Here is an 11,311-nt window from a genome sequence, read left to right on the forward strand (position 1 = left end):
GCGGTGTCAGAAACCGACGGACGTCAGCGCGCCCAGGCCCACGTCGGCGTAGGAGTGCTTGCCGGAGACGAAGATGTTGACGCCGTAGTAGTTGAACAGCCAGCAGCCGAAGGCGACCAGGGCCAGGTAGGCGGCCTTGCGGCCCTTCCAGCCGGCGGTGGCGCGGGCGTGCAGGTAGCAGGCGTAGGCGACCCAGGTGATGAAGGACCAGACCTCCTTGGGGTCCCAGCCCCAGTAGCGGCCCCAGGCGTCGCCGGCCCAGATCGCGCCCGCGATGATCGTGAACGTCCACAGCGGGAAGACGGCGGCGTTGACGCGGTAGGCGAACTTGTCGAGGGAGGCCGCGGCGGGCAGGCGGTCCAGGACCGAGTTCGCGAAGCGGCCGGGGGTGCCGCCGCCGGCGAGCTTGTTCTCGAACGAGTCCTTGAACAGGTACAGGATCGTGGAGACCGCGCCGACGTAGAAGACCGCGCCGCAGAAGATCGCCGTGGAGACGTGGATGTACAGCCAGTACGAGTGGAGGGCGGGAACCAACTGGTCGCTGGCGGTGTACAAGACAGTGACGGCGAGACCGAGGTCGAGGAGGACCGTGGTGGTCAGGGGAAGGCCGAGCCAGCGGACGTTCTTCTTCAGGGCGAGCAGCGCGAGGTACACACCGACGGCGACGGTGGTGAAGGTGATGTTGAACTCGTACATGTTGCCCCACGGCGCCCGCTGCACCGACAGGGCCCGCGTGAGCACACCGCCGGCCTCGATGGCGAAGGCGAGCACGGTGAGCGAGATGGCGATACGCCCGTAGAGGTCGCCCTTCTCGGTGCCGCCGTGCGCCCCCGGCCCGTCGGGCACGTCACGGGAGCCGGCCGCGGCGCGCACGACGACCTTGGGCCGCTCCAGCACGGCGGTGCCGCCGGCCTTGTTCACGGTGACGGCCGGTGCGGCCTTCGCCTTGGCCTCGCTCGTGGCGGTGAGCGCGGCGGCGGTGCGGCCGACCTTGCTGCGGCTGCCGAAGAGCCATTCGGCGATGTAGGCGAAGAAGGCGAGGGTGTAGACCGCCATCGCGGAGTAGATCAGCGTGTTGCTGAGGTTCGCGAGGTTCTCGTTGGTCGCGGCGGCCAGTTCTGTTACGGCGGCGAGAGTCACTTCTCAGCCCCTTCGGCAGGTACGACTTGGGGGTCGGGGGATTCGGGGGTGTCGTCGTCGGGCGCGCCGGGCGCCTGTTCGTAGAGGATTCCGGCGAGGTCGCCGAGCTCTTCGGGCACCTTGGCGGACTCGCTGCGGCCGAGGCCCGCCATCTCGACGACCGTGACGCCGTCGGCACCCTTGACGGCCCGCACCCACACGCGGCGGCGCTGGACGAAGAGGGAGGCGGCGAGGCCGAAGATGGCGGCGACGGAACCGGCGAGCGCCCAGCCGCTGGCCGGCTGCTGGGTGACCTGGAAGCCGGCCCACTCCTGGACGCCGTCGAAGGTGACGGAACCGGCGCCGTTCGGGAGCGTCATGGTCTCGCCGATCTTGAGCTGCTTCTTGAACAGCTCGCCGTCGGAGTCCTTGAACTCCTTCATCTTGCGCTTGTCGAGCTGGTACACGCTCTGCGGGATGCCCGCGTCGACGCCGAGGTCGCCGTGGTAGGCGTTCAGCGCGAGCATCGGGTTGATCAGCGCCGGGAACATGGACACCATCGTGCTGCCCTTCCCGCCGTAGGTCGGCAGGAAGAAGGCCTGGAAACCGAGCTGCTCCTTCTTGCCCTTGGCGTCGCGGTAGCCGTCCATGACCTTGATGGCGCCGGAGGAGGTGACGTTGGCGTCCAGCGGGAGCAGGGCCACGGCCTGCTTGTCCATCACGACCTCGCCCCTGCCGTCCTTGACGGTGACGATGGGGGCGTAGCCGTGGCTGACGAGGTAGACCTTCGAGCCGTCGATCTCCAGCGGCTCGTTGACCTTGATGGTGGTCCTCTTCTCCTTGCCGTAGGCGCCGACGCTGTAGGTGACGTCCGCCTCGTAGGTGCGCGGCGTGCCGCGGTTGGGGCCGGTGGGCTCGTAGGTGCCCTTGAAGTCGTTCAGGCGGAAGCTGAACGCGTCCAGGTCGTCCTGGCCGAAGAGGTTGCCGGACTTGAAGTCGTCGTACTGGGTGAGCGTGTTGGCGAAGCCGTCGCCCTCCAGGATCAGCTTGTTGCCCTCGTACTTGAACAGCTGGCCCCAGGCGAAGGCGATCAGCATCACGATCAGCGCGATGTGGAAGGCGAGGTTGCCGACCTCCCGCAGATAGCCCTTCTCGGCGGCGACGGCGTCACCGACGGTGTGGGCACGGAAGCGGCGCTTCTTCAGCAGGGCCAGCGCGGCCTCGCGGACCTGCTCGGGCTCGGCCTCGGTGCGCCAGGTGGTGTAGGCGGGCAGCCGGGTCAGGCGGCGGGGCGCGCCCGGCGGGCGGCCGCGCAGCTGGCCCACGAACTGCCAGGTGCGCGGGACGATGCAGCCGATGAGGGAGACGAACAGCAGGATGTAGATCGCGGAGAACCACACCGAGCTGTAGACGTGGAAGAGACCGAGCTTGTCGTAGATCGGCGCGAGGACGTCGTGCCGCTCGCGGAAGTCCTCGACCGCCAGGGCGTCGATGCCGGACTGCGGGATCAGCGAGCCGGGGATCGCGCCCAGCGAGAGCAGCAGGAGCAGCAGCAGCGCCACCCGCATCGAGGTCAGCTGCCGCCAGAACCAGCGCGCCCAGCCGATGACACCGAGGGCGGGGAGGTTCGGCGCCTCCTCCTTGGGCGCGGTGGACAGCTGGGAGCCGGCGGCACCCAGGTCCTGGTCGTCACCGGCCTTCGGGGTCTTGTCTGCAGTGGTGTTGCTCATGGATCAGATCCCCACAGTGAAGCCGTTGGACCAGGTCTGCATGTCCTGCACGATGCTGTCCCACGCGCCGGTCAGCAGCAGCAGACCGGTCGCGATCATCATGGTGCCGCCGATGCGCATCACCCACGTGTAGTGGCGCTTGACCCAGCCGAAGGCGCCGAGCGCCTTGCGGAAGGCGACCGCGGCGAGCACGAAGGGCAGGCCGAGGCCGACGCAGTAGGCGACGGTCAGTATCGCGCCGCGTCCGGCGGTGCCCTGGTCGGAGGAGAGCGCCAGCACGGAGGCGAGGGTGGGGCCGATGCACGGCGTCCAGCCGATGCCGAACAGCGCGCCCAGCAGCGGGGCGCCGACCAGCCCGGTCACGGGCCGCTTGTGGAAGCGGAACTCGCGCTGGGTGAGCCAGGGCATCAGTCCCATGAAGAAGACGCCCATGAGGATCATGAGCACCCCGAGCACCTTGGACAGGACACCGCGCTGTTCCTGCAGCGTCGAGCCGAAGAAGCCGAACAGGGCCCCGCTGGAGACGAACACGGCGGTGAAGCCGAGGACGAAGAGGGAGGCGCCGGCGACCATCCTGCCGCGCCGGGCCTCGGCCAGGTCGGTGCCGGTGACCCCGGTGACGTAGGAGAGGTAGCCGGGGACGAGCGGCAGGACGCAGGGCGAGAAGAAGGAGACGAGGCCGCCGAGCAGTGCGATGGGCAGGGCCACCAGCAGGGCGCCGTTGAGCACCGTGCCGTTGTAGCCCTCCGCGGCGAGCGTGGTGACTGCGGTCACGTCACTTCTCCGCGAGGACCGGGTCGAGCATCTTGCGCAGCTTCTCCTCGCTGAGCGCCTGGAGGGTGCGCGCGGCGACCTTGCCGTCCCGGTCGATGACGAGCGTGGAGGGGATCGCCTGCGGGTTGAGCGTGCCCTTCTCGAAGCGGAGCATCAGCTTGCCTGCCGGGTCGTACAGGCTCGGGTAGGTGACCCCGTACTCCTTCTCGAAGGCGCGGGCCGGACCGGTGGAGGTGTCGCGGGTGTTGATGCCGACGAACTGGACGCCCTGGTCCTTGACGTCCTGGTAGACCTTCTCGAAGTTCTTGGCCTCGGCGCGGCAGGGCGGGCACCAGGAGCCCCACACGTTGAGGACGATGACCTTGCCCTTGTAGTCGCCGACGTCCAGCTGTCCCCCGTCGACGGTCTCGCCGGACAGGTCGGGGGCGTCGGCCCGCTCCCCCTTCTTGACGGTGGCGATGCCGTCGGAGCCGGTGATGAAGCCCGTCTGGCCGCCGCCTCCCGAGGTGCCCCCGGAGCTGCACGCGGACACGAGCAGCGCGCACGCGGCGGCACCGGTGGTCAGTGCGGCGCGGCGACGGACGCGGGCGGTGGTGCGGTTCGAGCGCAGGGGGGCGCGGCTGGCGGCACTCATGTGAAAAGTTTCGCATGTCCGTTCCGGGGATCTTGCGCACCCCCCTCACGGGCGGAAACCCGCATTTCAGGCGGTGTTTGCGGGGGGTGTCGAGGTCTCCTTCAGGAAGGCGTTCCAGCCGCCGGCCGGCCGCTGCCCGACCTCGACGGTGCGGAGCTTGGCCAGCACCTCCGGCCGCTGGACGTCCAGCCAGTCGGTGAACTGGCGGAAGGAGACCAGCCGGACGTCCCCGCCCTTCTCCTTCTCCCGTGCGATGTGCTTGAGGGCTTCCTCGACGGCGTCCATGTAGATGCCGCCGTTCCACTGCTCGAAGTGGTTGCCGATGAAGAAGGGGGCCCTGTTTGTCTCGTATGCCCGCTTGAATCCGGATATGTACGCCTGGGCGGACTGCTCCCGCCAGCCCGGGTAGTTGTGGGCGGGTGCCTTCGTCGAGTTGAGCGACTGGTTGGCGAGCATGTTGTAGTCCATCGACAGCACCTCGAAGGAACGCCCGGGGAAAGGTATCTGCTGCAACGGCAGGTCCCAGATCCCCTGCCGCTTCACCGGCCAGACCTGGCGGCCGCCGGGCGAGGAGGCGTCGTAGCGCCAGCCCAGTTCACGGGCGGTGGGCAGCAGGTTGTCCTGGCCGAGCAGACAGGGCGTGCGGCCGCCGACGAGTTCCTTGTCGTAGTCGAACGGCAGGGACGGCAGGTCGGTCCAGCCGGTGTTGGTCCGCCACTGCTTGACGAAGGACTTGGCCTGGTCGATCTCGCTGCGCCACTGCTGCGGCGTCCAGTTCGCCACGCTGCCGCGGCCGGCGCAGAAGTGCCCGTTGAAGTGGGTGCCGATCTCATGGCCCTCCAGCCAGGCCCGGCGGACGTTCTGCAGCGTGGCCTTGACGTGGTCGTCGGTCAGGTAGCCGATGTCGGACGCGCCACGAGGGTTGTTCGGCGGGTCGTACAGCCGCTTCTTCGACTCGGGCAGCAGGTACAGCCCCGAGAGGAAGAAGGTCATGTGCGCGCCGTGCTCCTTGGCGAGGTCGAGGAAGCGCGGGAAGAGCCCGTTGCCGACCTCCCCCGCCCCGTCCCAGGAGAAGACGACGAACTGCGGCGGGGTCTGCCCCGGCTCCAGCGGGACGGGCGCCTCCGGCTGGTGCGGCTGCTTGCCGGTGTACGACGTCGAGCCGTCACCGATGGGGCGGGCGGGCGGCGTGCTGCTGCCGGACGGAGACGGCCGGGCCCCGGAACCGCCGGCCTGGTGCGAGCCGTCCGGCGAGGTGTGGCTGCCGCAGCCCGCGAGCCCGACGGCGGCGGCGGCCCCCGCGCCGAGTCCGAGCATCCCCCTGCGGGTGAGAGTGCGGTGGGAAGTGCGCATCGCAACCCCGTTCGTCGCGTCCTGTGGTGGTCACCCAGTCAGAGGACGTGACGAACGGGCGGGTTCCGAAAATACGTGCGGATTCCGTAACGAATGTCACGAATACCGTCACCGCACGGGAGGGACGGCAGGAGCCGGGGGGACGGCGGGGGGCGGAGGTACGGCAGATGGCGACGAGGCGTCAGGCCCCGAACGCCTTGGCCTTCCCCTTCACCGGCTTGGCCCCGGCCAGCAGGTGCGCCGGGACCAGGTCCCGGGCGGGCTCGGTGTAGCCGACGGACACGATCCGGTCGCCCTGGTACGTGAACGTCGTCAGGGACGCCAGCGTGCACTGCCGCTTGCGCGGGTCGTGCCACAGCCGCCGCCGCTCGACGTAGGAGCGCAGGATCCAGATCGGCAGCTGGTGGCTGACCAGGACGGCCTCGTGCCCCCGGGCCCGGTCCTTGGCCGCGTTCAGGGCGCCCATCATCCGCACGACCTGGTCGATGTACGGCTCGCCCCAGGACGGCCTGAACGGATTGACCACGTGCTTCCAGTTGGCGGGCCGGCGCAGCGCGCCGTCGCCGATGCCGAAGGTCTTGCCCTGGAAGACGTTGTCGGCCTCGATCAGCCGCTCGTCGGTGTCGAGGTCCAGCCCGTGCGCCTTGGCGATCGGCGTCGCCGTCTCCTGCGCCCGCTCCAGCGGGGAGGCCACGACGTACGTGATGTCGCGGGACGCGAGGTGATCGGCGACCCGGTCGGCCATCCGCCGGCCCAGCTCGGAGAGGTGGTAGCCGGGCAGGCGGCCGTAGAGGACGCCGGTGGGGTTCTCCACCTCGCCGTGCCGCATCACATGGACGACGGTGATGTCGCTCTTGCTGGTGCTGGTGCTGTCGCTCACGCCGTCGCCTCCGCGGCCGCCCGGGCCGCCGCCGGAAGGGCGTCGGCGATCCGCTGCACCGCCCGCTCGTCGTGCGCGGTGGACACGAACCACGACTCGAAGGACGACGGCGGCAGGTAGACGCCGTTCGCCAGCAGCGAGTGGAAGAAGGCGGTGAAGCGGAAGGACTCCTGCGCCTTGGCGTCCTCGTAGTTGCGGACCGGCCGGTCCGTGAAGAAGACGGAGAACATGTTGGAGGCGGTCTGGAGCGTGTGCGCCACCCCCTCCTTGCTCAGCGCCTCGGTGACGAGCGACTGGATCTGCGCGGAGACCGCGTTGACCTTCTCGTACGCGGCGTCGTCGAGGAGGCGGAGCTGCGCGAGGCCGGCGGCGGTGGCGACCGGGTTCCCGGAGAGGGTGCCCGCCTGGTAGACGGGGCCGGCCGGGGCGAGGTGGGCCATGACGTCGGCGCGCCCGCCGAAGGCCGCGGCCGGGAAGCCGCCGCCCATGACCTTGCCGAAGGTCATCAGGTCGGGGACGACGCCTTCGACGCCGTACCAGCCGGCCTTGCTGGTGCGGAAGCCGGTCATGACCTCGTCGGAGATGAACAGCGCGCCGTTCGCGGCGCACGCGTCCTTCAGCCCCTGGTTGAACCCGGGCAGCGGCGGCACGACGCCCATGTTGCCGGGGGACGCCTCGGTGATCACGCAGGCGATCTCGCCGGGGTGGGCGGCGAAGGCGGCGTGCACGGCGTCGAGGTCGTTGTACGGCAGGACGATCGTGTCGCCGGCCTGGGCGCCGGTGACGCCGGGGGTGTCGGGCAGCGCGAACGTGGCGACGCCGGAGCCCGCGGCGGCCAGCAGGGAGTCGACGTGCCCGTGGTAGCAGCCGGCGAACTTGATCACCTTGGCGCGCTGCGTGAACCCGCGGGCGAGCCGGATGGCGGACATGGTGGCCTCGGTGCCGCTGGACACCAGCCGCACCTCCTCCAGCGGAGCGACCCGGGCGACCATCTCCTCGGCGAGCGCGACCTCACCCTCGGCGGGCGTGCCGAAGGACGTCCCGCGGGCGACGGCCTCCTGCACGGCGGCGATCACCTCGGGGTGCGCGTGCCCGAGGATCATCGGCCCCCAGGAACACACCAGGTCGACGTACTCCCGCCCGTCGGCGTCCGTCAGATAGGGCCCGGTGCCGGACACCATGAACCGGGGCGTGCCGCCCACGGCACGGAAGGCCCGCACCGGGGAGTTCACGCCGCCGGGCGTGACGGCAGCCGCGCGGTCGAACAGAGCCTGCGAGGCCGGTGCTTCGTATGGATATGCCAGTTCGCTCATGACCTGCGACTTCTCCGACCTTCTCGACCTTCTCCGACGTCTCGGACTCTGCGTGCCCGGGTGACCTCATCAGGGTAGACAACCCACCCGGACGCCGTGCCGTCTGCCAGACTGGAAGCCATACACGCAGTTCACGGGGGCATGCGGACCAGGGGGCCGCGGACGACCCACGGGCAGATGCTTCACCGCACGTTTCGGCGCGCGGCCGTGGGGGAGGTCACTGACACGATGATCGGGTTGCGCGGCGGGGGTCACGCGTCCTAGAAAAGCAGTCGGGTGGAGATATGCATCGCGGTGGCGGACTGGGCGAGGGGACCGACGACCTGGGTCCTCGACGTGCCCGGCGGGGAAGGCACCGGCGCGACGCGGAGGAAACGACCGGAGCACGTCAGGGACACGGTGCGTCGAGTGAGCCGGACCGGTTCGACCGACGGGTCGAACGGCTGGGGGCGGGGAGCGGGAATGGTGGCCGGGTGGGGGTGACGTACAAGTACTTCGGCGCGCCCGACGGCGCGACCGCGGCCCGCGTCCCGATCTCGATGCGCCCCGAGGAACTCGGCGGCGACGAGCTCGGCATGAACGGCATGTTCACCAAGATCAAGCCGGAGACCATGGCGGCCATGGTCCTCACCGGCATCGAGGGCGTCCCCCTGCACCGGGTCCCGCCCCTGGAACTGGTCGTCCTGCACCCCGACTACGCGGTCGTGAAGCTCCCGATGACGGTCGTCGACCCCCTGCGCGGCATAGGCGAGGAGGCGGTCGGCGCGGCAGCCTTCATCTGGTCGACGGTCCCGGACCGGGGCGGTCCGCGGGACGCGTTCAACGTGTACCAGTTGCTGCACGAGTGGCAGGACTTCAGCCACCGGCTGCACGAGGCGGGGCATCAGCCGTATTGCCTTGTGTGGCCCTGATTTGGGGTTTCCGGTCGGCCGGGCGGGGTTTCCGGAGCCCGCCCTCGTCATGGGCCGGGAGGGGCGTCATGCCGCGAGGGCACATTGAGGGCAGACGGGTTTCTCCCAGGGCACAAATGTGCCCTGGGCCTCTGCTGCCGGGGCCTCGGTGAAGACTTCGTCGATCGCCTTGCGGGTCCGGGTCTCGCTGGACGCAGCAGGTGCATGTACGTCCGGAGCCACTGCTCTGGCCCACGAGACAGCACCGCCTTGTCCCCCGCAGTCGCGAGCACGTCGGCGCTGATCACGACCGCACGGACAGCCTGGGGGCAAGTAGCTCCAGCACTTCCTCCCAGCCGTAGCGGCCGGCTCCGCCGCCCGCCTTTGGCCGGTGAGGCTCGTAGGAACCGAGCAGGACGCCCATCTCGCGCAGCCGTTCCAGGCTCTGGCGGTACGCCGGGTGGGCGGCCTGGGCGGAGTTCAGGTACGGCAGCACGGCGACCGGAACGCCCATCGCGGGAGCCTCGCACAGGATGCCCAGGGCGAGATTGTCGGAGATTCCGGCGGCCCACTTGTTGACCGTGTTGAAGGTGGCTGGGGCGACCGCAATCACATCCGCAGCTCGGCTCGGGCGCGGTTGCCCCGGTGATCGCCAGGCCGAGCGGATGGGGCGGCCGGTTTGGGCCTCGACCGCCTCAGCGTCAAGGAAGCCGAGTCCTTGGGGGGTGGCGACCACGCCGACCTCCCAGTGCTGTTCCTGCGCCGCGGTGATCAGCCGGCCGACATCGGCGGCGACCCCGGCCGCGCAGACCACGATCTGGAGGAACGGCTTGTAGTGCGGGTCACTCACGCGGGCACTCCCAGTTGGCGGCTGAAGTGGTGGAGCTCGGGCAGCGCCCGGCGACGGTCACGGGCTACCATGTCGGCGACCAGTTCGCGTACGGCCGGGCGGCGGACGTCCTGTGCCGCGCAGCCCTCGGCGATGCGCAGGGCCTGGTAGCCGTCGGCGAGCCTGCCCTGCTGACTGTAGGCGCGGGCGGCCTCCACCCAGAGCGCGGCCCGTCGCTCGGGGCCGGGGATGTGCCGCCGCATGAGGGGGCGAGCGGTTTGAAGGGCGATTCCGGCGTCGCCGAATGAGACAGCCGCGCTGATCTCGTGCAGGGCTACGTTAGTCGGGCTGAAGTTCGCCCAGGCGTCCGGCCTGTCGAATGCGACGTAGCGGGCCACCTCTTTGGCCTCGGTGAGGAAGTCCTGGGTGGTGCCGCGGTCGCCGTTTCTGCTGGCGGCGGTAGCTCCGCGGAGCAGCAGCAGGCCGACCGCTGCCAGGTATCGGGGCGAGCGTTGGTCGTAGGAGCCGCTGAGCTGGTCGACGGTGTGGCGCACCATGTTCACGGCCTGGGCTGTGTGCTTCTCCCGTACGAGCACGTGGGCGTGAACGCGGACGCTGGCGGCGAGGACGACAGGGTCCCCGGATCGCTCTGCCTCGGCCATGGCCCGACCGGCCGCTAGCCAGGCGTTTCCCTGGTCGGCTAGCTTCAGTAACAGGCTCACCGACGTCTGGTAGGCGGTCGCGAGCAACCCGGACGCCTCCGCCGAACCGGATGAGCCGCCGACGACCTGGCGCAGGTCGGCGCGCTCGCCCGGGACGGGGCGGCACGGCTGCCGTGGCCGGGAGGCTGCCGGATCGGCGTACGCGCGATGGACCTGTATTTCAAGGTGTACGAGGCGTTCGGCGACCGGGGTGTGCTGGACGACTGCGGATATCGCGTCGCGGCCGCCAGGCGCCGCAACGGCACCGTGTCCCTGGTGCTGCCGTTCCGCTCGCGCGGGGCGACGGTGGCCGCCCTGCTCCGGGCCGTTACCACCGGTCGGCCTCTGCGGCTGGGCGAGCCCAATCTCTCTCCGGAAGTGATTTATGTGCTGGAGGCCCTGCAGACGGCTGGCTGGGAGGCCCGGACCGGCAAACGTCTGCTCACCCTCTCACCGCCATCCTCAGCACCAAGCGACGCCGCATGGGTGGTGCCAGGAGACAAGGTAGAGGCAGGGACACTGGCCTGTGCAGTCGCCGCGACCGGCGGAAGCGCACGCATCACAGGGGCGCGGGCCGACGACCTGGGCCCTCTCGTGGCCGCCCTGCATCGACTGGTGCATCTCTGGCGGCAACGAGGCGGACGCTCTCACCGTGAACGCCCAGGATGGCCGCGTGGCCAGCCGCCTCTTACGGGCCACCGCCTCGCTCAGCCCTGGCGGATTGGTCGCCGACTTCGAACCACCGCTCATGGCCCTAGCCCTCGGCCTGCCTGGTACCCACCTGTTCGCCGACGCCATCACCCCGGGTCGCCACGGCAATCTTCTCCCGCAGTTGGCCCGCCTCGGGGCGATCATCGAAGAAGTCTCCCCCACCGAGTGCCGTCTTACCGGTCCTCAACGGCTGACCGGAACGGGCGTGGAGGCCACCGACATCCGAACCGGATCCGCCCTCATGGTCGCCGGCCTCACCGCCCAGGGCGGCACCATCCTCTTGCGCGTCAACGCACCGGCATCGCCCACCCTAAGTCTCCACGGCCCAACTCTAGGGGGTGGCAAAACCGCCGGATCGTGACAGCGCTTCTGATGCA

General features: G+C 70.0%; 9 protein-coding genes and 2 pseudogenes. 2 read left to right on the forward strand and 9 right to left on the reverse strand.

The window, feature by feature from the left end; all coding sequences use genetic code 11:
• Positions 1 to 6 precede the first annotated feature (6 nt).
• From ccsB to hemL, 7 genes are all read right to left on the reverse strand, one after another.
• Positions 7 to 1,140: a c-type cytochrome biogenesis protein CcsB gene (gene ccsB / locus H0H10_RS32740; protein WP_188184800.1), complete on the reverse strand. Its 1,134-nt coding sequence runs from the start codon at positions 1,138 to 1,140 to the stop codon at positions 7 to 9.
• Complete coding sequence (resB, locus tag H0H10_RS32745; protein WP_188184801.1) at positions 1,137 to 2,849, reverse strand: cytochrome c biogenesis protein ResB; 1,713 nt, start codon at positions 2,847 to 2,849, stop codon at positions 1,137 to 1,139. The genes ccsB and resB overlap by 4 nt, the downstream gene beginning before the upstream one ends.
• 3 nt (positions 2,850 to 2,852) lie before the next feature.
• Positions 2,853 to 3,623 carry a cytochrome c biogenesis CcdA family protein gene (locus tag H0H10_RS32750; protein WP_188184802.1) on the reverse strand — a complete coding sequence of 257 codons (771 nt, stop codon included), beginning with the start codon at positions 3,621 to 3,623 and terminating at the stop codon, positions 2,853 to 2,855.
• Between the two features lies 1 nt (position 3,624).
• Positions 3,625 to 4,257: a TlpA family protein disulfide reductase gene (locus H0H10_RS32755; protein WP_188184803.1), complete on the reverse strand. Its 633-nt coding sequence runs from the start codon at positions 4,255 to 4,257 to the stop codon at positions 3,625 to 3,627.
• 66 nt (positions 4,258 to 4,323) lie between these two features.
• Positions 4,324 to 5,610, reverse strand: coding sequence for a polysaccharide deacetylase family protein (locus H0H10_RS32760; RefSeq protein WP_188184804.1), 1,287 nt, complete (start codon positions 5,608 to 5,610; stop codon positions 4,324 to 4,326).
• Between the two features lie 181 nt (positions 5,611 to 5,791).
• Positions 5,792 to 6,439 (reverse strand): histidine phosphatase family protein, encoded by a 648-nt coding sequence (locus H0H10_RS32765; RefSeq protein WP_188184831.1) that lies wholly within the window; start codon positions 6,437 to 6,439, stop codon positions 5,792 to 5,794.
• Between the two features lie 47 nt (positions 6,440 to 6,486).
• Positions 6,487 to 7,803 carry a glutamate-1-semialdehyde 2,1-aminomutase gene (gene hemL / locus H0H10_RS32770; RefSeq protein ID WP_188184805.1) on the reverse strand — a complete coding sequence of 439 codons (1,317 nt, stop codon included), beginning with the start codon at positions 7,801 to 7,803 and terminating at the stop codon, positions 6,487 to 6,489.
• Positions 7,804 to 8,087: 284 nt separating this feature from the next.
• Here hemL and H0H10_RS32775 point away from each other — a divergent pair, with 284 nt between their 5' ends.
• The gene (locus tag H0H10_RS32775) at positions 8,088 to 8,714 is read left to right on the forward strand and encodes a hypothetical protein (RefSeq protein WP_188184806.1); all 627 of its coding nucleotides are present in this window, start codon (positions 8,088 to 8,090) and stop codon (positions 8,712 to 8,714) included.
• Positions 8,715 to 8,997: 283 nt separating this feature from the next.
• On the opposite strand, the gene H0H10_RS32780 is transcribed toward H0H10_RS32775, so the two are convergent.
• Together H0H10_RS32780 and H0H10_RS32785 are read right to left on the reverse strand one after the other, a co-directional pair.
• Positions 8,998 to 9,543 carry a flavoprotein gene (locus tag H0H10_RS32780; protein WP_188184807.1) on the reverse strand — a complete coding sequence of 182 codons (546 nt, stop codon included), beginning with the start codon at positions 9,541 to 9,543 and terminating at the stop codon, positions 8,998 to 9,000.
• A pseudogene (locus H0H10_RS32785) lies at positions 9,540 to 10,340 on the reverse strand (helix-turn-helix domain-containing protein); the annotation flags it as partial. The pseudogene H0H10_RS32785 and the gene H0H10_RS32780, both read right to left, overlap by 4 nt.
• Here H0H10_RS32785 and H0H10_RS32790 point away from each other — a divergent pair.
• Positions 10,311 to 11,295: pseudogene (locus H0H10_RS32790) on the forward strand (carboxyvinyltransferase). The pseudogenes H0H10_RS32785 and H0H10_RS32790 sit on opposite strands and share 30 nt — an antisense overlap.
• The last annotated feature ends 16 nt before the right edge of the window (positions 11,296 to 11,311 follow it).

It is taken from the genome of Streptomyces griseicoloratus, assembly GCF_014534645.1.
Classification (GTDB): Bacteria; Actinomycetota; Actinomycetes; order Streptomycetales; family Streptomycetaceae; genus Streptomyces; species Streptomyces griseicoloratus.

Bases quoted from the DNA above. Each gene is read 5' to 3' on its own strand.
- resB (WP_188184801.1), bottom strand. From the start codon at position 2,849: ATGAGCAACACCACTGCAGACAAGACCCCGAAGGCCGGTGACGACCAG.
- H0H10_RS32755 (WP_188184803.1), bottom strand. From the start codon at position 4,257: ATGAGTGCCGCCAGCCGCGCCCCCCTGCGCTCGAACCGCACCACCGCC.
- H0H10_RS32760 (WP_188184804.1), bottom strand. From the start codon at position 5,610: ATGCGCACTTCCCACCGCACTCTCACCCGCAGGGGGATGCTCGGACTC.
- H0H10_RS32765 (WP_188184831.1), bottom strand. From the start codon at position 6,439: ATGCGGCACGGCGAGGTGGAGAACCCCACCGGCGTCCTCTACGGCCGC.
- hemL (WP_188184805.1), bottom strand. From the start codon at position 7,803: ATGAGCGAACTGGCATATCCATACGAAGCACCGGCCTCGCAGGCTCTG.
- H0H10_RS32775 (WP_188184806.1), top strand. From the start codon at position 8,088: ATGCATCGCGGTGGCGGACTGGGCGAGGGGACCGACGACCTGGGTCCT.